At 60.7% G+C, this 20,179-nt stretch carries 21 protein-coding genes and 2 tRNA genes; 4 read left to right on the forward strand and 19 right to left on the reverse strand.

Going from position 1 to position 20,179, the window contains the following annotated elements; all coding sequences use genetic code 11:
• Position 1: 1 nt before the first annotated feature.
• The 5 genes from KW842_RS04760 to KW842_RS04780 all read right to left on the reverse strand — a co-directional run bounded on the left by KW842_RS04760 (position 2) and on the right by KW842_RS04780 (position 3,222).
• The gene (locus KW842_RS04760) at positions 2-433 is read right to left on the reverse strand and encodes a hypothetical protein (RefSeq protein WP_218302910.1); all 432 of its coding nucleotides are present in this window, start codon (positions 431-433) and stop codon (positions 2-4) included.
• Positions 430-1,056 (reverse strand): Tfp pilus assembly protein FimT/FimU, encoded by a 627-nt coding sequence (locus KW842_RS04765; RefSeq protein ID WP_218302911.1) that lies wholly within the window; start codon positions 1,054-1,056, stop codon positions 430-432. The genes KW842_RS04760 and KW842_RS04765 overlap by 4 nt, the downstream gene beginning before the upstream one ends.
• The gene (locus KW842_RS04770; protein ID WP_218302912.1) at positions 1,044-1,469 is read right to left on the reverse strand and encodes a type IV pilin protein; all 426 of its coding nucleotides are present in this window, start codon (positions 1,467-1,469) and stop codon (positions 1,044-1,046) included. The genes KW842_RS04765 and KW842_RS04770 overlap by 13 nt, the downstream gene beginning before the upstream one ends.
• Before the next feature lie 101 nt (positions 1,470-1,570).
• Positions 1,571-2,557 carry a HAMP domain-containing sensor histidine kinase gene (locus KW842_RS04775; protein ID WP_218302913.1) on the reverse strand — a complete coding sequence of 329 codons (987 nt, stop codon included), beginning with the start codon at positions 2,555-2,557 and terminating at the stop codon, positions 1,571-1,573.
• Complete coding sequence (locus KW842_RS04780; protein ID WP_218302914.1) at positions 2,554-3,222, reverse strand: response regulator transcription factor; 669 nt, start codon at positions 3,220-3,222, stop codon at positions 2,554-2,556. Before KW842_RS04780 ends, KW842_RS04775 begins: the two co-directional genes overlap by 4 nt.
• A 192-nt stretch (positions 3,223-3,414) precedes the next feature.
• Between KW842_RS04780 and KW842_RS04785 the strand changes: the two genes are divergently transcribed.
• Positions 3,415-4,206: a Crp/Fnr family transcriptional regulator gene (locus KW842_RS04785; RefSeq protein WP_229223474.1), complete on the forward strand. Its 792-nt coding sequence runs from the start codon at positions 3,415-3,417 to the stop codon at positions 4,204-4,206.
• Here KW842_RS04785 and KW842_RS04790 read toward each other — a convergent pair.
• From KW842_RS04790 to KW842_RS04845, 12 genes are all read right to left on the reverse strand, one after another.
• A complete protein-coding gene (locus KW842_RS04790) occupies positions 4,103-5,692 on the reverse strand; it encodes a CHASE3 domain-containing protein (protein ID WP_218302915.1) in 1,590 nt (529 codons plus the stop codon). The two genes, KW842_RS04785 and KW842_RS04790, sit on opposite strands and share 104 nt — an antisense overlap.
• A gap of 109 nt (positions 5,693-5,801) precedes the next feature.
• The gene (locus tag KW842_RS04795) at positions 5,802-6,434 is read right to left on the reverse strand and encodes a response regulator transcription factor (RefSeq protein WP_090179127.1); all 633 of its coding nucleotides are present in this window, start codon (positions 6,432-6,434) and stop codon (positions 5,802-5,804) included.
• Positions 6,435-6,574: 140 nt separating this feature from the next.
• Positions 6,575-6,988 (reverse strand): MerR family transcriptional regulator, encoded by a 414-nt coding sequence (locus KW842_RS04800; RefSeq protein ID WP_218302916.1) that lies wholly within the window; start codon positions 6,986-6,988, stop codon positions 6,575-6,577.
• 17 nt (positions 6,989-7,005) lie between these two features.
• The gene (locus tag KW842_RS04805; RefSeq protein ID WP_019919772.1) at positions 7,006-7,353 is read right to left on the reverse strand and encodes an integration host factor subunit alpha; all 348 of its coding nucleotides are present in this window, start codon (positions 7,351-7,353) and stop codon (positions 7,006-7,008) included.
• A gap of 166 nt (positions 7,354-7,519) precedes the next feature.
• Positions 7,520-9,943, reverse strand: a complete 2,424-nt coding sequence (gene pheT, locus KW842_RS04810; RefSeq protein WP_218302917.1) for a phenylalanine--tRNA ligase subunit beta — start codon at positions 9,941-9,943, stop codon at positions 7,520-7,522.
• Positions 9,944-10,044: 101 nt separating this feature from the next.
• Complete coding sequence (gene pheS / locus KW842_RS04815; RefSeq protein WP_218302918.1) at positions 10,045-11,064, reverse strand: phenylalanine--tRNA ligase subunit alpha; 1,020 nt, start codon at positions 11,062-11,064, stop codon at positions 10,045-10,047.
• 80 nt (positions 11,065-11,144) lie between these two features.
• Entirely contained in the window at positions 11,145-11,504 is a 360-nt protein-coding gene (gene rplT / locus KW842_RS04820) for a 50S ribosomal protein L20 (protein ID WP_056156032.1), read from the reverse strand.
• A gap of 25 nt (positions 11,505-11,529) precedes the next feature.
• Positions 11,530-11,727, reverse strand: a complete 198-nt coding sequence (rpmI, locus tag KW842_RS04825; RefSeq protein WP_218302919.1) for a 50S ribosomal protein L35 — start codon at positions 11,725-11,727, stop codon at positions 11,530-11,532.
• 195 nt (positions 11,728-11,922) lie between these two features.
• Positions 11,923-12,465 (reverse strand): translation initiation factor IF-3, encoded by a 543-nt coding sequence (gene infC / locus KW842_RS04830; RefSeq protein ID WP_373925136.1) that lies wholly within the window; start codon positions 12,463-12,465, stop codon positions 11,923-11,925.
• Positions 12,466-12,485: 20 nt separating this feature from the next.
• The gene (thrS, locus tag KW842_RS04835; RefSeq protein ID WP_218302920.1) at positions 12,486-14,393 is read right to left on the reverse strand and encodes a threonine--tRNA ligase; all 1,908 of its coding nucleotides are present in this window, start codon (positions 14,391-14,393) and stop codon (positions 12,486-12,488) included.
• Between the two features lie 194 nt (positions 14,394-14,587).
• Positions 14,588-14,664, reverse strand: a tRNA-Val gene (locus tag KW842_RS04840).
• 40 nt (positions 14,665-14,704) lie between these two features.
• Positions 14,705-14,781, reverse strand: a tRNA-Val gene (locus KW842_RS04845).
• A gap of 140 nt (positions 14,782-14,921) precedes the next feature.
• Here KW842_RS04845 and KW842_RS04850 point away from each other — a divergent pair.
• The 3 genes from KW842_RS04850 to KW842_RS04860 are packed head-to-tail and all read left to right on the forward strand — an operon-like array spanning position 14,922 to position 17,550.
• Positions 14,922-15,860, forward strand: a complete 939-nt coding sequence (locus KW842_RS04850; RefSeq protein WP_218302921.1) for a cation diffusion facilitator family transporter — start codon at positions 14,922-14,924, stop codon at positions 15,858-15,860.
• A gap of 33 nt (positions 15,861-15,893) precedes the next feature.
• Positions 15,894-16,895 (forward strand): serine hydrolase, encoded by a 1,002-nt coding sequence (locus tag KW842_RS04855; protein WP_218302922.1) that lies wholly within the window; start codon positions 15,894-15,896, stop codon positions 16,893-16,895.
• A 13-nt stretch (positions 16,896-16,908) separates the two neighbouring features.
• Positions 16,909-17,550, forward strand: coding sequence for a CatA-like O-acetyltransferase (locus KW842_RS04860; RefSeq protein ID WP_218302923.1), 642 nt, complete (start codon positions 16,909-16,911; stop codon positions 17,548-17,550).
• Positions 17,551-17,559: 9 nt separating this feature from the next.
• Here the strand turns inward: KW842_RS04860 and KW842_RS04865 are convergent, their stop codons facing one another.
• Together KW842_RS04865 and KW842_RS04870 are read right to left on the reverse strand one after the other, a co-directional pair.
• A complete protein-coding gene (locus tag KW842_RS04865; RefSeq protein WP_218302924.1) occupies positions 17,560-19,815 on the reverse strand; it encodes a bifunctional (p)ppGpp synthetase/guanosine-3',5'-bis(diphosphate) 3'-pyrophosphohydrolase in 2,256 nt (751 codons plus the stop codon).
• Positions 19,816-19,823: 8 nt separating this feature from the next.
• A complete protein-coding gene (locus tag KW842_RS04870; RefSeq protein ID WP_218302925.1) occupies positions 19,824-20,174 on the reverse strand; it encodes a RidA family protein in 351 nt (116 codons plus the stop codon).
• Positions 20,175-20,179 lie beyond the last annotated feature (5 nt).

Genomic DNA, 20,179 nt, shown 5'->3' on the forward strand with positions numbered 1-20,179 from the left:
GTCAGCGCGCGATGTAGGAAGTGACGCGGTGCCGGTTGACATCGCTGCGGGCCTTGCGCTGCCAGCGCACCGAGATATCCACCTGGTAGCGGTTCTGCGCCGGCTGGTCCGCCACCGTCACTGACAGCAAGGCGCCCGGTATCGCCGCCTTGGTTTCGCTGGCCCATGCGCCCAGCTGCGCATTCGGCGTGCCGTTCTCCGCCAGGTTGTACTGGCCGATATTCGGCAGGTCGGCGCTCATCACGCCGATCAGCTTTTCAGTGGCCAATGTGGCTTCGGCGCGCATACCGGCATCCGATAGCGCCGCATAGGCGCGCGCCTGCATTCCGACCGTGCCCAGCAGGCCAATGCCGAGGATGACGATGGCCAGCATCGCTTCCAGCAGGGCGATGCCGCCTTGCTGGCGATACTGGCGGGCGGTGCGCGTACTCATGGCGGACAGGCCCGGTTGTCGGGGCCGCTCAAGGTGGGATCGCATTTGCTCGCCATGCCGGCCAGCGTGATGTTCAGCGCCACCACTGGCACTTCATGCGCATACTTAGATGCCGGGTCCAGCCGCAGCCGCCTCAGGCGTTCGTCAAAGGTGGTGTTGACCCAGCCCAGCGCCGTGTAATACACCTGCGAGCTGCCCTCCGGCTGTATCGATGGCCGCAGCACCTCTGCCGATGGCAGCGCATCGGCAGAGCGGAATACCGACCTGTAACCAGCCTCGCCCAGCGGATCGTTCGCCGACGGGGTGCTGGTGGTGGACCAGCCATCCTGTCCCGGCAAGCATTGCGTGTCGGCGCCAACGTAGCAGAGATCAACCTGCCAATCCATCTGGCCGGTGTTGGCGTTGGGCGTCAGCGAAATCCGGCTGGCGGTGTTGTGGGCGACCGCCTCGCGCCGCGCCATGCCGAAGCCTTCGGCATAGAACTCGCTGACGCCGCGCGCCCGGTTGGCCAGCAGCCAGTTGCTGGCGTTGGGGATGCCGATCGCCAGCATGATGCCGAACACGGTGATGGTCACCAGCAGCTCGACCAGCGTGAATCCGGCGGCCCGGCTTACTCCGTACATGCGCCACCTTTGTGGTCAACCCAGCAACTGCTGCTGGTGCCCCAGCCGGTCGGGCCGGCGGTGGTGGCGCGTGCGCCGTTTTCGGTGATGGTGTAGGCGAAGCCGGATGCCTTGCTGCGGCCGGTGGCGGTGATGGTGTAAGTGGAGGTGGTGGCGTTGCTCAGCGCATAAGTGAAATTGGGCGTCGCCTGCGGGAAGCCGGCCGCGCCGTCAAAGCCGACGTAGCTACGGTTATTTGCCCAGAACTGTTCGGCGGCCGGCTGCGCACCGCCCAGCCCGGTGAACGCTTCATTCAGCCGGCCACGGGTCACGTAGTCGCTATAGGCCGGCACGGCGACCGCCAGCAGCGTGCCGACAATGGCGACGGTGATCAGCACTTCAATCAGTGTAAAACCCTGCTGGATGCGCTTCATCGACATGCTCCCCGTGCGTCGTCCGATGCAGTCCAGTGTACCCCCGCCAGCTTGCATTTTCCTGAGAGAAACCTGACAAAACGCTGAAAACTGCACAAAAATCAGCGAAATTTCACGCTAAACAGCGCGCCCTTGCTGCCGGCGCCTTCGGCCAGGCTGAGCGCGGCGCCATGCACCGTGGCGATGTCGCGCACGATGGCCAGGCCGAGGCCGCTGCCATGGGTTTTGTCGTCCAGCCGGACATAGCGGTTGAACACCTGCTCGCGCAGCGTGGGTGGGATGCCGGGGCCGTTGTCTTCTACCGCCAGCAGGCCTGGCCGCACGGTGACGGTGACCGCGCCGCCCGGTGGTGTGTAGCGGATCGCGTTGTCGATCAGGTTGTCGATCAGGTCGCGCAGCAGGAAGCGGTCGCCAGTCACGCTGGCCGGCTGCAGGTCGAAACCGATGTCGATGCTTTTCAGCGTGGCCTGGTCGACAAAGGATTGCACCGCTTCCGCCACCAGCGCATCCAGCGCCAGCGGCTCCAGCCTGGCCTTTTCGAAGTGCTGCGGCTCGGCGCGCGCCAGCGACAGCAGCTGATTGGTCTGCCGTATCATGCGCTCGGTGGCGGCCAGCATCAGCCGCACAGATTGCGCGCTGTCGGTACCGGCGTGGCGCGCACCCAGCCATTCGAGCTGGGTTTTCAAGCCGGCCAGCGGCGTGCGCAGCTGGTGCGCGACGTTCGCCAGGAAGTCCTGGCGGGCTTGCGTGCCCTCGCCCACCTTGGCCAGCAGGCCGTTGAAAGCACCCACCACCGGTTCCAGTTCATAGGGCATGTCGGCGACGGTGACCGGCGTCAGGTCATCGCCGTTGCGCTGGTTCAGGCGCGCGCGCAAGCGGTTCAAGGGACGCAGGCCATTGCTGACCGAGAACCAGATCAGCGCCACGCAGCCCAGCGCCAGCGCGATCTCCAGCAGCACCAGCGTACGCAGCACCGCTTCGCGCAACGGCGGCGGCGCCAGCGCGTAGGCCAGCGCGCCAGCCCCCAGATTCATCAGCAGGATGGGAGGGATCAGCCACTTGAGCAGCCGCAGGCGGATGCTGCTCATGCGGCCTGCTCCAGCATGTAGCCGAAGCCGCGGATGGTGCGGATGCTGACGCCAGCGTCGGCAAGCTTCAGCCGCAGGCGCGAGATATACACTTCCACCGCGTTCAAGCTAAGGTCGTCGCCCCATGGCAGGATGGCGTCGATGATCTGCTGCTTGGAGACGACGCGTGCTGCGTGCTGCAACAGGAATTCCAGCACCGCCCATTCGCGCACCGAGAGTTCGATGAGGTGGCCGCCGGCGCGTGCGCGCTTGGCGGCGAGGTCCAGCGTCAACCCGCCCAGCGTCAGCGCCGCCGGCTTGTGTGCATGGCGCCGCGCCAGCGCCTTGATACGCGCCACCAGCTCGGCGGTGGCAAACGGCTTGACCAGGTAGTCGTCAGCGCCCAGTTCCAGGCCGCGCACGCGATCCTCGATGGCGTCGCGCGCAGTCAGCAGCAGCACCGGCACGCTGGCTTCGCGCGCGCGTAGTCGGCGGACTACCTCAAAGCCATCGAGGCCAGGCAAGCCGATGTCAAGCACCACCACGTCCGCCACGCCGGCGCGTTGCAGCAGCTGGTCGGCCTGCGCGCCATTGCCGACCACCTCGACCTGCATGCCATGGCCGTCCAGTGCGCGGCGCAGCCCGTCGGCCAGCACCGCATCATCTTCCACTACGAGTATCTGCATAGTCGTGCGCCCTGTTATCGGGATGTATGCCATTATGCCGCTGCCCCTTCTGGAAAAACAGAGGCCACGTAGGATCAGGACTACAAGTCTGCCTGTTCCATGCCTACATTCGTGCGTCCGCTGCTCTTATGTTCGCCAATTAACATTCCTCATAAAGTTACACCAATACGTAACTAGCTTGTGAGGAACTCCATGAACAACACCCAAGTCAACGCAATCGCCAATAAAGTCTACAAGAATATTGCGCCCCGGACTGTGGTCAGCCCTGTCGTCACCTTCAGTGGCGCACAACAGAATGAGCTGCTCGGCGCGCTGCCGCGTGAGGTACTGGAGTCCCTGTTTGAACATCTGGAACTGGTACAGCTGCCGTTCGGTAAAGAAGTATTCGAATTCGGCAATGCGATGGAGTATGTACACTTCCCTACCACCGCCATCGTCTCGCTGCTGTATGTCATGGAAGATGGCGCCACCACCGAGATCGCTGTGGTCGGCCATGAAGGCGTGGTTGGCGTGTCGCTGTTTGAAGGCGAGCGCGCCATGTGCAGCGCTGTCGTGCAAGCCGCTGGCTACGGCTACCGCATGAAAGCCGAGCACCTGCGCGCCGCCTTCGCCAAAGGCGGCGCACTGCCTGCCCTGCTGATGCGCTACAACACCGCGCTGTTTGCGCAGATGGCGCAAAACGCCGTCGGCGGCCGTCACAGCTCGATCGAACAGAAACTGTGCCGCTGGCTGCTGGACCGCCTGGACCGCTCGCCATCCAACGCGCTGAAGGTGACGCAGGAAATGATCGCCATCATGCTGGGCGTGCGCCGAGAAAGCATCACCGCCGCCGCCGGCAAGCTGCAGGACGAAGGCCTGATCACCTACCGCCGCGGCAACATCACTGTGCTTGATCGCTCAGGCTTGGAGGCGTATGCGGGTGAGTGCTATAAGGTTGCGAAGACGGAGTTTGACCGTCTGCGCCTGGATGTAGCGCGCTGCTGATCACATCACTGATCGCCGGCGGCAGAATGGTCGGCGTCATATTTTGATTCACGGTCCTGCGCTCCTGCGCAGGCGGTTCGGAAGGCGGCGTAGCGGCGTCCGCACCGCGCAGCGGTATCGCCACTTCAATGCAGGTGCCGGTATCGTTGCGGCCACGGCGGATATTCATCATGCCGCCCAGTTGCAAAGCGCGCTCGCGCATGCCCAGCAAGCCATGCGACATTGGCTTGATGATGGTGTCCGGCGCGATACCAACGCCGTCATCGATAATCCGCAACATCAATCCCTCGGCATTGCGGCTCAGCGTGACGGTCACGCGGCTGGCCTGCGCATATTTACGGATATTGGTCAGCGATTCCTGCACGATGCGGAACAAGGCAATCGACAGGTCGCCGGAATGGCGGCTCAGGCCTTCAATCTCGGCTGCCACATTGCAGTCGCAACGTACCTGTGACAGGCGGCTGAATTCCTGGCAATAGCTTTCAATCGCCGCGCACAGGCCGAGATTATCCAGCAGGCTGGGGCGCAGGTTCTCCACAATGCGGCGCTTCATTTCCACCGTTTCCACCAGCGTGCCACGGGCGCGCTTCAGCTGCTCCGCCAGTTCCGGATGGGTATTGCGCAATTGCTGGGTGACAGCGGCGATGTCCATGCTGATCGAGGTCAGATTGGCGCCCAGCTCGTCGTGCAGCTCGCGCGACAGGCGTACCTTCTCTTCCTCGCTGACGCTGATCAGGCGGCGTGACAGCACAGACAGCTGCTCGGTACGCTGCTGCACCGTGGACTCCAGGTTCTCGTTGGCGCTTTGCAGCGCATACTCCACCGCCGCGCGGTGCGCAAAGCTGCGCCGCACCAGCTGGTAGAACATAATCAGCACCAGGATGGCCAGCGCATTGATGCTGACGCCCAGCCACACGGCTTTCTGGTATTCCTGATAGAACACGGCGCTGCGCGTGTTCAGCATCTCGTTCTGTTCCTGCTCCATGATCACCACCAGCAGGCGGATCTCATCCATGCTGGCGCGGTCGTCGCTGAGTTTGGCGATATTGACGATTTCCTGCAGTCCGCCGTCGCGATAGACTTCGATCGCCTGGTTCATGATGCTCAGGCGGCGGCGCACCAGCGTATGCAGCTGGGACAGGTTTTTCAGTTGCGAGGGATTATCGGCCAGCAGTTTTTCCAGCTCACGGAATTCGGTTTCGCTGTCGGCCAGCACGGTGCGGGTCGGTCCCAGGTAGGAATCACGGCCGGAAAGGAAATAGCTGCGCATGCTGCTCTCGGCATCCAGCACCAGCACGTTCAGATATTGCAGGCGATCGGCGACACGCGCTGTCTGGCTGAGCAGCACCTGGGCGCCGCGCAATGCTTGCAAATTATGGAACAGGCTGAAGCCGTTGACGATCAGCAGCAACGCGCAAGTCACGCACAAGACGGTCTTGTACAGCGGCATGCGATGGTGCGGCGCTGTTTCGACGGTGAAATACATCCATTTCCTTCACTATTGGGACTGGGCGAAGATACGCCAAGTTAAACCAATTATAGACTGGAAGAAAAATTGATGTGTCTGTGCGCACTTCAACAGTGCGCACATATTGCTAGTCGAGAAGATTATTCTTCATTGCGTAATACGTGAGGTCGGAGTTGGACTGCATGCCCATCTTCTCCATGATGCGGGTGCGGTAGGTGCTGACGGTCTTGATGCTCAGCGACAGCGCCACGCCGATGTCCGACACAGTGGCGCCGCGCGCCAGCCGCAGGAACACCTGGAACTCGCGGTCCGACAGTTCGGTATGCGGCGCCTTGTTAGGGTCGCGGTCAAAGCTTTGCGCCAGCAGTTCGCCCACTTGCGAACTGACGTAGCGGCGGCCCTGGAATACCGTACGTACTGCCGTGATCAGCTCGTCCGCCTCGCATTCCTTGTTCAGATAGCCGTTGGCGCCCATCTTGAACAGGTTGAGCGCGTACTGCTGCGCCGGATAGCCGGACAGAATCAGCACCGGCAGGTCAGGCTGTCCCTGACGGATGGTGCGCAAGGTATCGATACCGCTCTGATCAGGCATGGCGATATCGAGCAACAGCACGTCGCAAATTTCGCGGCGGGCGATGTCCAGCGCCTCGCGGCCGGTACCAGCTTCCGCCACTACCTCGAAATCATCCGAGGATGAAAAAATCTGTTTAAAGCCTGCTCTTACAATTTGATGGTCGTCACAAATGGCAACGCGTATCATTGTTTCCTCTCGTCGTCTCCGGCATAGACCCGGACTGTCCGCCACCGTGCATCAGTTTCATCACTGATAGTCGAATAATATTGAAAGTATAGCAGCAATCAACTGACTGTCGCGCTTTGCGCCAGCAGTGCGCGGGGTCCTCAGTCAGCTTTCAGCAAGTCGAGGATAGCCAGCAATTCGCTGCGTATCAGGTCACGGTCCAGCGGAGCAATAACGTCCGCCGGCGGCGCACCGTTGACAAGGCCGTCATCATACGCCGCTGCGGCGCTGCCGGCAGCACGGCTGTCGAGTTTATTGCGCGCCCCGCTGATGGTGAAGCCTTGTTCGTACAACAGCTCGCGGATGCGGCGTATCAGCAGCACCTCGTGATGCTGGTAATAACGGCGGTTGCCGCGCCGTTTGACTGGCTTGAGCTGGGTGAATTCCTGTTCCCAATAGCGCAGCACATGCGGCTTGACGCCGCACAGTTCGCTGACTTCGCCGATGGTGAAGTAGCGCTTGGCCGGGATAGGCGGCAGGACCACCAGCTCGGGCTTGGCGAGACGCTCGTTCATTGCGGCTCAGCTCCGGCTCAGGCGGCGCGCGCCATCGGATTGCTCTCTTCCACCATGCCCTTGAGTTTCTGGCTGGCGTGGAAGGTCACCACGCGGCGCGCGGTAATCGGGATTTCTTCGCCGGTTTTCGGGTTGCGGCCAGGGCGCTGCGGCTTGTCGCGCAACTGGAAGTTACCGAAACCAGACAGTTTGACGGCTTCGCCGCGCTCCAGCGCATTGCGGATCTCGTCAAAGAAGGTTTCGACCATGTCCTTGGCCTCACGCTTGTTCAGACCCACTTGCTCGAACAGCAGTTCGGCCAGTTCCGCCTTGGTCAGCGTCGGCAAATCTTTTTCCGCATCCTGGCGCACCTTGGCAACCTGCATGGCCCGGTGCAGATCGGCAGCCAATGCGGATTGGAGTACGGCGGAATCAACGTCGTTGTTATTAATTTTCCAGCCCTGCCTTATAGTAAAAATGAACAAGTCCGGCACAGGCCGGACTTCATAACTTCGTCATTCCGGCTTGCGCCCGAGCGACTCCTATGGCTGATTAACGCAAACGCGCACCGTGTTTTTGCTTGGCGGCGTCGCTGGCGGCGGCCATCACGGCTTCCACCACGTCGTCTTGCAGCGTGTTTTGAGTATCTTGCAAGCTAAAGCGGAAAGCAAGTGATTTCTCGTCTGCCTCCAAACCTTTGCCGCGATATTCATCAAACAAAACAATGGCTTGCACAATCTTACCTTGCGGAATCAGTTGCACAGCAGCATCAAATGCATCCAGCAGCGCTTGCGCTGGAACGTCTTGCTTGACGACCACGGCGAGGTCGCGGCTGGCGCCTGGGAACTTCGAGATCTCATCATACTTGGGCACTGGACGTTGCTGCAAGGCAAGCGCATCAAGTTCGAACACGATCGCAGCGTTTGGCAGCTCATATTTTTGCAGCCAGCGCGGGTGCAGCTCGCCGATAAAGCCGATCACCTTGCCATCCAGCAGCACATGCGCCGAGCGGCCTGGATGCAGCGCCGGGTGCTCGGCCTTGACGAAGCGCAGCTGCAGCGGCGCGAACAGGTGTTCCAGGTCGGCTTTGACGTCGAAGAAATCGACCGCGCGGCTGTCCTGGCCCCACTGCTCGTCGGCCACGCCGCCGTAGGCGATGCCGGCCACGCGCTTCGGCTGGTGATAGCCGGCCACGGTCAGTGCGCCGTCGGCCACGCTGTCGTCGCGCTGGTAGATGGCGCCGATTTCAAACGCGCGTACGCGGCTGGCCTTGCGGTTCAGGTTGTAGCGGACGTTGGCCACCAGGCTGCCGACCAGCGTCGAGCGCATCACGCTCATTTGGCTGGCGATCGGATTTTGCAGCTTGATCGGATGGTCGTTGCCGGCAAAGTCCTGTTCCCATGCCGCTTCAACGAAGCTCATGTTGACCACTTCCTGATAACCCAGGTCGGCCAGCTGGTGACGTACCGCGAACAGCGAGCGGGTGTTTTCCGGCGCGATGATCATGGTGTTGGCAGCCACCGGCGCGACGGTCGGGATGTTCTCGAAACCGTAGACGCGCGCTACTTCTTCGATCAGGTCTTCTTCAATCTCGATATCGAAGCGGTACGACGGCGAGGTCACCGAGAACACGCCGTTTTCGAGCGTGAACGGCAGCGCCAGGCGGGTGAAGATGTCGGCGATGACTTGGTCATCCAGCGCCACGCCGATGACTTTCTGCGCGCGCGCGGTGCGCATCTTGACTGGCTCGCGCTGTGGCAGGTTGACGCTCTGGTCATCGACCGGCCCCACTTGCGTGGTCGCCGTGCCGCAGATTTCGATCAGCAGCGAGGTGATGCGCTCGATGTGCTCGACGGTGGTGGCGTAATCGACGCCACGCTCGAAGCGGTGCGCCGCATCGGTCGAGAAATTGTACTTGCGGGCGCGGCCCTGGATGGCGTTCGGCCACCAGAATGCGGCTTCCAGGTAGATGTTTTCGGTGTCCAGCGAGACAGCGGTCGCGTCGCCGCCCATGATGCCGGCCAGCGATTCGATTTCCTGGTCGTCGGCGATCACGCCCACCCATTCGTCCACCGCCACAGTGTTACCGTTCAGCAGTTTCAGCGATTCGCCCTGACGGCCCCAGCGCACGTCCAGGCCGCCGTGGATCTTGTTCAGATCGAACACATGGGTAGGACGGCCCAGCTCCAGCATCACGTAGTTGGAGATGTCCACCAGCGCCGACACCGAACGCTGGCCGCTGCGCTCCAGGCGCTGCTTCATCCAGTCCGGCGTGGCGGCCTTGGCGTTCAGGCCACGGATCACGCGGCCCGAGAAACGTCCGCACAGGTCCGGCGCCGAGATTTTCACCGGCAGTTTTTCGTCCAGGTTGACCGCGACCGGGCGGAAGGCTGGCACATTCAGCGCCACACCGGTCAGCGCCGATACTTCGCGCGCCACACCCAGCACCGACAGGCAGTCCGCCTTGTTCGGGGTCAGCTTGATGGTGAATTTCAGATCGTTGAGCGCGTAATAATCGCGGAAGTTTTTGCCGATCGGCGCATCGTCCGGCAGTTCCAGCAGGCCGCTGCCCTCTTCCGACAGTTTCAGTTCCTTCGCCGAGCACAGCATGCCTTGCGACTCGACGCCGCGCAGCTGGCCTACCTTGATTTCAAACGGCTTGCCGTCGGCACCGGGCGGCAGTACAGCGCCAGCCATGGCGCAGACCACTTTCAGGCCGGGGCGCACATTCGGCGCGCCGCAGACGATGGTCAGCAAGGTGCCGGTGCCCACGTCGACCTGGCAGACGTTCAGGCGGTCGGCGTTCGGGTGCTTGGCCATCTCGCGCACGTGGCCAACCACCACATTGGAGAACGGTGGCGCGACCGCCTCGACTTCTTCCACTTCCAGGCCGGACATCGTCAGCAGATGGGCCAGTTCGTCCGAAGTCATCTTCGGATCGACCATGGTACGCAGCCAATTTTCAGAGAATTGCATATTCGTTCTTTCTAGTTGTCGCGTCGCTCCTGCGCAGGCAGAAGCCCATAGAACGCGAGCTCAGCATGGATTCCCGCTTTGCGCGGGAATGACGGTATTCTTTAGTTGAACTGCTTCAGGAAACGCAGGTCGCCTTCGTAGAACAGGCGCAGGTCGTTGATCCCGTAGCGCAGCATGGTCAGGCGCTCCAGGCCGGAGCCGAACGCGAAACCAATGTACTTCTCAGGGTCCAGGCCGAAATTGCGCACCACCGACGGGTGCACCTGGCCCGAGCCGGACACTTCCAGCCAGCGCCCCTTCAGCGGGCCGCTGCCGAAAGCAATATCGATCTCGGCCGACGGCTCGGTGAACGGGAAGTACGACGGACGGAAGCGCACTTGCAGGTCGTCGGTCTCGAAGAAGGCCTTGACGAAGTTCAGGTACACGCCCTTCAGATCGGCGAAGCTGATGTTCTCGGCGATCCACAGCCCTTCGACCTGGTGGAACATCGGCGAGTGGGTCGCGTCGCTGTCCACGCGGTAGGTACGGCCCGGCGCGATCACCTTGATCGGCGGCGTATGGCTGCGCGCGTAGCGCACCTGCATCGGCGAAGTGTGGGTGCGCAGCAGCAGCGGCTTGCCTTGCGTGTCATTGCCTTCGATGTAGAAGGTATCCTGCATAGAACGCGCAGGATGGTTTTCCGGGCTGTTCAGCGCGGTAAAGTTGGTCCAGTCGTTTTCGATTTCCGGGCCATCGGCCACGTCGAAACCGATGGAGCGGAAGATTTCTTCCACACGCTCCCAGGTGCGCATCACCGGGTGGATGCCACCGCCGGCGCGGCCGCGGCCTGGCAGCGAGACATCGATGGCCTCGGCGTTCAAACGGGCTTGCAGCTGGGCTTCGGCCAAGGCGTCACGGCGCGCGGTCAGCGCGGCTTCGATCTGCTGCTTGGCGGCGTTAATCAGCGCACCCTGCGCCTTCTTGGCGTCAGGATCGAGCTTGCCCAAGCCCTTCATCAATTCGGTAATCTGGCCGGTCTTGCCCAGGTATTTGGCTTTGGCGTTTTCCAGTGCGGCGGCGTCATCTTTGGCCGCGTCGAAATCCTGCACTGCAGAGGCGACGAGTTGTTCCAGGGAGTCCATGCGTTTTTCTTATCCTTGAATCAAAAACGGGGCACAGGTATGACCCTTGCCCCGTTCCTTGCGTAAATCAGTACTTAAAATTAAGCAGCGATTTTAGCTTTAACGACGTTGACAATCGCAGCGAACGCTGGCTTGTCCATCACTGCCATATCGGCCAGGACTTTACGGTCCAGTTCGATTGCAGCTTTCTTCAGACCGTTCATGAATACGCTGTAGGTAACGCCGTGCTCACGGGAAGCAGCGTTAATACGGGCGATCCACAGACGGCGGAAGACGCGCTTCTTGTTACGACGGTCACGGTATGCGTATTGACCAGCGCGCATCACTGCTTGCTTGGCGATACGGTATACCTTGCTACGACGACCGCGGTAGCCTTTGGCAAGATTCAGTACTTTTTTATGACGGGCACGCGCAGTAACCCCACGTTTTACTCGAGGCATATTAGCTCCTTAAATGAGTGTGAGATTAAGCGGTTGGCATCATTGCGTAGACGCGCTGGACGTCGGTCGCATCGATGTTACGGGTGCCGCGCAGTTGACGCTTGTTCTTCGTCGTCTTCTTGGTCAGGATGTGGCGTTTGAAAGCCATACCCGATTTAACGGTACCACCTGGGCGAACGCGAAAACGTTTTTTCGCGGAGCTCTTGGTTTTCATTTTTGGCATAGATATTCTGCCCTCTCGGACAGCTCCTATTAAACAGGATTACAGGTGGCAACACTACGTCGCTCTTAGATGCCTGCTCTCACTTGTTTGTGCAGCGGATGCGAGTCCACTACATTTACTACAGCCGACAATTATAGCCCAGAAAATGAAAAAGGGCACTATCCGTGCCCTTTTTATCTGCTGTTTATAGCAGGATTACTTCTTTTTCTTCGGCGCCAGCACCATGATCATCTGGCGGCCTTCCATTTTCGGGAACTGCTCGACCTGGCCATGCGGCTCCAGATCGGCTTTCAGACGTTCCAGCATGCGGAAGCCAATATCCTGGTGCGCCATCTCGCGGCCACGGAAGCGCAGGGTGATTTTGGTCTTGTCACCGTCTTCCAGGAACTTGATCAGGTTACGCAGCTTGATATTGTAATCGCCGTCATCCGTACCCGGACGGAATTTAACTTCCTTCACGGAGATGATTTTCTGCTTCAATTTCGCTTCGTGAGCCTTTTTCTGCTCCGAATACTTGAACTTGCCGTAGTCCATCAAACGGCAGACTGGCGGGACCGCGTTAGGCGCGATCTCGACCAGGTCGACGTTTGCCTCTTCCGCAAGACGGAAGGCCTCGGCCAGGCTCACGATACCGAGCGGCTCGTTATCGACCCCGGATAAACGCATTTCAGGGGCAGTGATTTCGCCATTGATGCGATGCGACGACTTGTCAGTAGCTATGGTGATTCCTTTTAAAATCTAATGAAATGCCAGTGCGATCAGGCCTTGGTGGCGACGTCTTGCTGAAGTCGCTCTATCAGGGCATCGACGGACATGACGCCCAGATCGACATTGCCCCGTGCCCGCACGGCGACGGTGTTGGCATCCCGTTCTTTGTCGCCCACCACGAGGATGTACGGCAGTTTTTGGACGGAATGTTCACGTATTTTATAGTTTATTTTCTCGTTGCGCAAATCGGTCTGTACGCGGAACCCGCAGCGGCGCAGCTTTTCAGCCACTTGTTGCACATATTCCGCCTGCGCATCAGAGATGTTCAGGACAGACACTTGCACCGGCGCCAGCCATGCCGGCAGCGCGCCCGCATAGTTTTCGATCAGGATGCCGATGAAACGCTCCATCGAACCGACGATCGCACGGTGCAGCATGACCGGCACCTGGCGACTATTGTCGGCCGCCACGTATTCGGCGCCCAGGCGCTCCGGCATGAAGAAGTCGACCTGCATGGTACCGACCTGCCATGGGCGGCCCAGCGAATCCTTCAGGTGGTACTCGATCTTCGGACCGTAGAACGCACCCTCGCCCGGCAGCTCGGTCCAGGTCACGCCGCAGGCGCGCAGGCCGGCGCGCAACGCTTCTTCGGCCTCATCCCAGATTGCATCGGTGCCGATGCGGTTGTCCGGACGCAGCGCCAGCTTGACGTCGATGTTGTGGAAATGGAAGTCTTTATACACTTCCATCGCTTGCGTGTGGAAAGCCACCACTTCCGGCTCGATCTGCTCATGGGTACAGAAGATGTGGCCATCATCCTGGGTAAAGCCGCGCACGCGCATGATGCCGTGCAGCGCACCCGAAGGCTCATTGCGGTGGCATTGACCGAACTCGCCGTAGCGCAGCGGCAGATCGCGGTACGAACGCATATTGCTGTTGAAGATCTGCACATGGCCTGGGCAGTTCATCGGCTTCAGCGCGTACGAGCGGTTTTCCGACTCGGTGACGAACATGTTTTCACGGTAGTTATCCCAGTGGCCGGTCTTGCCCCACAGGCTGGCATCCAGAATCTGCGGCGCCTTCACTTCCTGATAGCCGTTGACCTGGTATTTATTGCGCATGTACTGCTCGACCTGCTGCCAGATGGTCCAGCCTTTCGGATGCCAGAACACCAGGCCCGGCGCCTCATCCTGGAAGTGGAAGAAGTCCAGCTGCTTGCCCAGCTTGCGGTGATCGCGCTTTTCCGCCTCTTCCAATTGGAACAGGTACTGCTCCTGATCTTCCTTTTTGGTCCAGGCGGTGCCATAGACACGCTGCAGCATCTCATTCTTGCTGTCGCCGCGCCAGTAGGCGCCAGCCAGCTTCATCAGCTTGAAGACTTTCAGCTTGCCGGTCGACGGCACGTGCGGGCCACGGCACAGATCGGTGAAATTACCTTCGCTGTACAGCGACACATCCTGGTCGGCAGGAATCGACGCGATGATCTCGGCCTTGTAGGCTTCGCCGATCGACTTGAAGTACGCCACGGCTTCATCGCGCGGCAGCACCTTGCGGGTGACTGGCTCGTCTTTCTTCGCCAGTTCGGCCATTTTCTTTTCGATGGCGACCAGGTCATCCGGGGTGAATGGGCGCTTGTACGAGAAGTCGTAGTAGAAGCCGTTTTCAATGACCGGGCCGATGGTGACCTGCGCGTCCGGGAACAGCTCTTTGACCGCGTAAGCCAGCAAGTGGGCGGTCGAGTGACGAATCACGTCCAGACCTTCCGGATCTTTGTCGGTGACGATGGCCAGATCGACATTTTTCTCGATCAGATAGGAAGTATCGACGACTTTACCGTCGACTTTGCCAGCCAGTGCAGCCTTGCCCAGGCTGGTAGCAATGCTGGACGCCACTTGTGCAACGGTGACTGGGCCGTCAAATTCACGGGCAGAACCATCAGGAAGGCGAACTGAAATCATGGCTATCTCCAATGTTGGCGCGCGGGCCGGTAAAAAAATTGAGGTAAGAAAAATGCGGACGAAAAAAAACGCGGGCTAGCCGCGTTTTCTTTTTTTTCAAGCAAAAGAATCCCGTTGACTAGCGTCACTCCCAAAACTTGGTAGTAGTTCGCGGTGTCATAACCGTGATTGCCTTTCTCGCTCTTACAGATGTCTGGTGGGCGGTGAGGAATTCGAATCCCCGACCCCTTGGATGTCGACCAAGTATTCTAACCAGCTGAACTAACCGCCCGTGGGTAATGCTTTAAATTGTACCGCTTTACTGCGAATTCTGGTGGGCGGTGAGGAATTCGAATCCCCGACCCCTTGGATGTCGACCAAGTATTCTAACCAGCTGAACTAACCGCCCGAAGACCAGCATTATAGAGAGCGATCCGAAGAAAAACAAGGGTAATCATAGGAAACATTTCTATTTCCCCTATGAGGACCTAAAAGCGTGGTGTTCTGGCTTACATTACACTGTGCTTATTAATATTCAACATCACATTCATGCAAGCAGACACCACCTCGCCTTCCTCCCACCTGCACGAACACCGCGCCGGCGACGCCCGCTACAAGCACTACACCGTGCAGCGCAGCCAGTCGGTGCTGGCCTGGTCGCTGCTACTGACCTTGAGCTTTGCGGTGGTGGAAGTGGTGACCGGCTTCATGTCGAATTCGCTGGCACTGATTTCCGACGCCGGCCACATGGTGACCGACGCCGCCGCGCTGGGACTGGCCCTGCTGGCACAGCTGATTGCCAAGCGCCCTCCTTCGGCGCGCCACTCCTTTGGCTTCGGCCGCGCCGAGGCGCTGGCAGCCTTCGTCAACAGCCTGGTGCTGTTGCTGCTGGTGGGCTGGATTACGTATGAGGCACTAGCGCGTTTCTCCCATCCGCAGGAAGTGCATGGCGCCACCGTGTTCATCGTCGCGGCGCTGGGCCTGCTGATCAACCTGGTGCTGGCATGGCTGCTGTCGCGCGGCGACAGCAATATGAACACCCGCGCGGCGCTGGTGAATGTGCTGGGCGATCTGCTCGGCTCGGTGGCGGCGCTGGTGTCCGGCGCGGTCATCTACTACACCGGCTGGATGCAGATCGACCCGCTGCTGTCCTTGTTTGTCGCGCTGCTGATTTTGAAGTCCACAGCCGGCGTGCTGCGCGAGTCCTACCACTTCCTGATGGGCGGCGTGCCGGAAGCCATCAACTACCTCAATGTCGGCGCCGATCTGGAACAGATCGACGGCATCTGCTCGGTGCACGACCTGCATGTGTGGGACATGTCGCCCGGCCAGCCGGCGCTGATCGGCCACGTCGAAATCACCGAACTGGAACGCTGGCCGGGGATCCTGCACGCCATCAAAGCCATGCTGCTGGAAAAGCATGGCATCGACCACATCACGCTGCAAGCGGAAGTCGCGCCGCAGCCCAAGGCCACCCCGGCGCGCTGACCTCGCGGCGCGCCATCTTCGAGAAGGAATGCCATGAAATACTTTGTGTGCACACTTTTGATGGCCGCCCTGCCCGCGCTGGCGCAGCCGCTGGACGAGGTACTGGCGCGCTGGGACCGCGACGAACATCGCGACCTGCGCAGCGTGCTGGTAATGCGCAACGGCGCCATCGTCGCCGAGCGCTACTACAACGGCGAAACCGCCGACACCTTGCACGACATCCGCTCGGCCGGCAAAAGCATCACCGCCCTACTGGCCGGCGCCGCCGTCGATCGTGGCAAATTGCGCGCCGACCAGCCTATCGAGCGCTATTGGCCGCAAGCCAAAGGCACGGCGCTGCAAGCCGTCACACTGGACCAGGTACTGACCATGCGCTCCGGTCTGGCCGCCTTCGACGAAGACCCCGCCTCGCCAGGCAACGAAGACAACATGGACGAAGCCGCCGATCCGGTCGCCTTCACGCTGGCAACGCCGGCCGAAACCGCGCCCGGCACGCGCTACCGCTACAACTCCATGACCGCCTATCTCGCCGGTCTGCTGGTGGAAAAAGCCACTGACTCCGACCTGGAGGATTTCGCCCGCGAGGCGCTATTCAAGCCGCTCGGCATCCAGCAGTGGCAATGGCTGCGCGACGCCGCCAACCATCCCAAGGGCCAGGGCAACCTGTTCTTGCGCACGCGCGACGCAGCCAAAATCGGACAGATGGTGCTGGACCAGGGCATGTATAACGGCCGCCGGGTCCTCAGCGCCGGTTGGCTGCAAGCCGCGCTGGCGCCGCGCGTACCCATCGCCAAGGTGGACCGCTACGCGGATCATTACGGCTATTTCTGGTATCAGAAAACGCACCGGGTGGGCGGGAGCGACATCGCCGTCCACTTCGCCTCCGGCAATGGCGGCAACAAGATTTACGTGATACCGGCGCTGCGCGCAGTGGTCGTCATCACCTCCAGCGCATACGGCAAGGGCTACGGGCAAAGACGCTCTGCGGATCTCCTTTCGGCCATTCTCGCTATAATGCCGGGGCCATCCAAATGAACCTCCCCGTCTTATGCAGAATTTTGAAAAACGCCGCGACCGATACAATGCTTTTGCGTCGTTCGAAAACCCGCTGGTCAACCTGAGCTTTGCGCTGGAAGTGCCGGATTTCCGGCCTTACTGCAAGCAGCACGGCTTGCCGACCTTCCACTTCTTCCTTTACCACGTACTGCACGCGCTCAAGGGCATCGACAACTATATGTACCGGATCTACCAAGAGGAAGTGATCAAGATCGAGGATTTCTGGGCCTCGTACACGGTCATCAATCAGGATCAGAACCTGAACTTTGCCCGTTTTGAGATGAGCGACGATCTGAACGAATTCATCGCCCGCAGCGTCGCTTCGGCCAAGCAGGCGGAAGCCAGCACCAGGCTGGTCAACACCGCCGAAGAGCTGAGCGAATACGAACAGCGCCGCAACATCTACATCACCTGCATGCCGTGGCTGAAACTGTCATCGATCGAGCACCCGATCTACGAGCACAAAAGCTACGACATTCCCTCGCTGGCCTGGGGCCGCTACAGCGCGCCACGCGCTGACGGCAAGCTGACGATGACGATGGCAGTCCAGGCCCACCACGGCTTCGTCGACGGCTACCACGTCCATCTGCTAGCCGAAGCCATCGCCGAGCGCATCACCCGCACCATCAAATAATCCGCGGATTCAGCTGCGGCGGGCTTCCTGGACGCCGGTGACTTCAGCGATGGCGTTGAGGGCTTTTTGCAGCTGCGCCGTGGCGCCGATTTCGGCGGTGAAGGTCATCCGCGCAAAGCCTTTGGCCGATTGGGTGTTGACGCCGATGACGTTGATTTTCTCGCGTGAGAAGACCTCCGAGATGTCGCGCAGCAGGCCCTGGCGGTCGTTGGCCAGGATGAAGATGTCGACCGGGTAGACGGTGTCTGAACCGGCACGCCCCCATTCGGTCACAATCACCCGCTCGGGCGCCTTGGCGCGCATTTCAGCGAAGTTTTTGCAGGTGGCGCGGTGGATCGAGACGCCTTTGCCGCGCGTGACGAAGCCGATGATGCCATCCGGCGGCGCCGGCTTGCAGCATTTGGCCAGCTGGGTCATCAGCCCGTCCGTCCCCACCACCAGCACGCCCGACTTGGCGCCCTGCTCCACGCTCGACGCGCGGCTCTTGCCGAGGAAGACTTCGTCCACCGGTTCGGCCGGCTCGCCGCTGTCGTGCAAGGCTTGCTCGATATGGCGCAGGCTGAATTCGTCCTTGCCGACCGACAGGAACAAATCGTCCACCTTGGCGAAGCCCAGCTTGTTGGCCAGCGCTTCCAGGTTGACTGCGGTCTTGCCTTCGCGCTGCAGGGTTTTCTCGACCATGGCGCGGCCGTGCGACAGTGTTTCCTGCATGTCGATGGCGTGGAACCAGGCGCGGATTTTCGAGCGGGTGCGCGTCGCCACCGTGTATTCGTCGCTGAGCCAGTCGCGCGAAGGCCCTGCAGTACCAGGTGCACCCTTGGCGGTGATGATTTCGCAGGTCTGGCCATTTTTCAAAGGCGTGTTCAGCGGCACCATCACGCCATCCACCCGCGCGCCACGGCAGCGGTGGCCAACGTCGCTATGCAGGTGGTAGGCAAAATCGACCGGCGTGGCGCCGACCGGTAATTCGATCACGCGCGCCTGCGGCGTCAGCACGAAGATGCGGTCATCCAAGGCGGCCGCCTTGAGTTTTTCCACCCACTCGCGCTGCTGGTCTTCCTGCCCGACTACGGCGTCGGCAACGTCGGTTTTCCATGCCAGCAGCTGGCGCAGCCAGGCGATTTTCTCGTCGTATTTCTGGCCGGAGAAGTTGGAGCCGCCGCTTTCCTTGTAGCGCCAGTGCGCCGCCACGCCGTATTCGGCGAAGCTGTGCATGTCCTGGGTGCGGATCTGCACTTCCAGCGGACGGCCGTCATCGGCCGTCACGACCGTGTGCAGCGACTGGTAGCCATTCGGCTTGGGCCGCGAGATGTAGTCGTCGAATTCTTTCGGGATAGGCGTCCAGATGTTGTGCACCACCCCCAGCACGGTGTAGCAGGTTTTCACGTCAGCGACGATGACGCGGAAGGCGCGCACGTCGTACAGGTCGGTGAAGTCCAGCTCCTTGCCTTTCATCTTGCTCCAGATGGAGTAGATGTGCTTGGGCCGGCCAAACACGTCAGCCTGGATGCCGGCCGCCGCCATTTCCGATTGCAGCCGCGCGATCGCATTGGTGACGAAGCCTTCGCGCATCATGCGCTTCTCTTCCAGCATCTTGGCGATGCGCTTGTAGGTTTCCGGCTCGATGAAGCGGAACGACAGGTCTTCCAGTTCCCATTTCAGCTGCCAGATCCCCAGCCGGTTGGCCAGCGGCGCGTACAGGTCCAGCGTCTCGCGCCCATAGGCGCAAGTCATGTCGTTGAACAGTTTGATATCGGCAAAGTAGCGCAACGTGGTGACGCACGAGGCCAGCCGCACCAGCACCACGCGCATGTCCGACGCCATCGCCAGCAGCATTTTGCGCAGCGTTTCGACTTGCGCCACCGCCATTTGCTGGGCGTTGCGGCCACGGCCTGGCGCAGCGGTGCCGGTATTCTGGTGTTGCGTCAGTTCGCGCAGCCGTATCAGCTGGCGCACGCCCGACACCAGCTCATTGGTTTCCTCGCCGAAGCGCGGCTCGATCACAGCCGCCTGCTCGGTGTCGAGCAGCGTCAGTTCAAACAACAGGCCGGCAATGCGGGTTTCGACGTCGCTGCTGAGGAAGGACAGCGTGCTGGCCACGCCAACGGCAAAGTCCAGCGCCAGCTGGCCGCTGCTGCAATGTTTGTCGCCATAGGCGCTGCTGGCAAATTCCAGCGCGGCCAGCATGCGCACACTTTCATCAGGCGTGAGTCCCTGGACCAGTTGCTCCGAATTGGCACTGGTCAGCGCAGTCGTGGATACCATTGGTGCTCCTAGCGCTGTGCGGCGACGACGACGATCTCCACCAGCCATTTCGGATCGGCCAGCTTGGCTTCGACGGTGGCGCGCGGCGGCGTGTGGCCTTGGGGCACCCAGGCATCCCACTCTTCGTTCATGCCAGGGAAGTCGGCCAGGTCCTGGATATAGATCTGGCAGCTGAGGATGCAGGTTTTGTCGCTGCCGGCTTCAGCCAGCAGACGGTCGATATGGCCCAGCACTTCGCGCGTCTGGCCGCGGATGTCGGCCGAAGTGTCTTCCGCGATCTGGCCCGCCAGGTAGACGGTGCTGTTGTGGATCGCTACTTCGGACAGGCGTTTGCCTACATACAGTCGTTTGATTTCCATACTTT

The sequence above is a fragment of the Duganella sp. sic0402 genome, from assembly GCF_019219065.1.
In the GTDB taxonomy this organism is placed as follows: domain Bacteria; phylum Pseudomonadota; class Gammaproteobacteria; order Burkholderiales; family Burkholderiaceae_D; genus Rugamonas.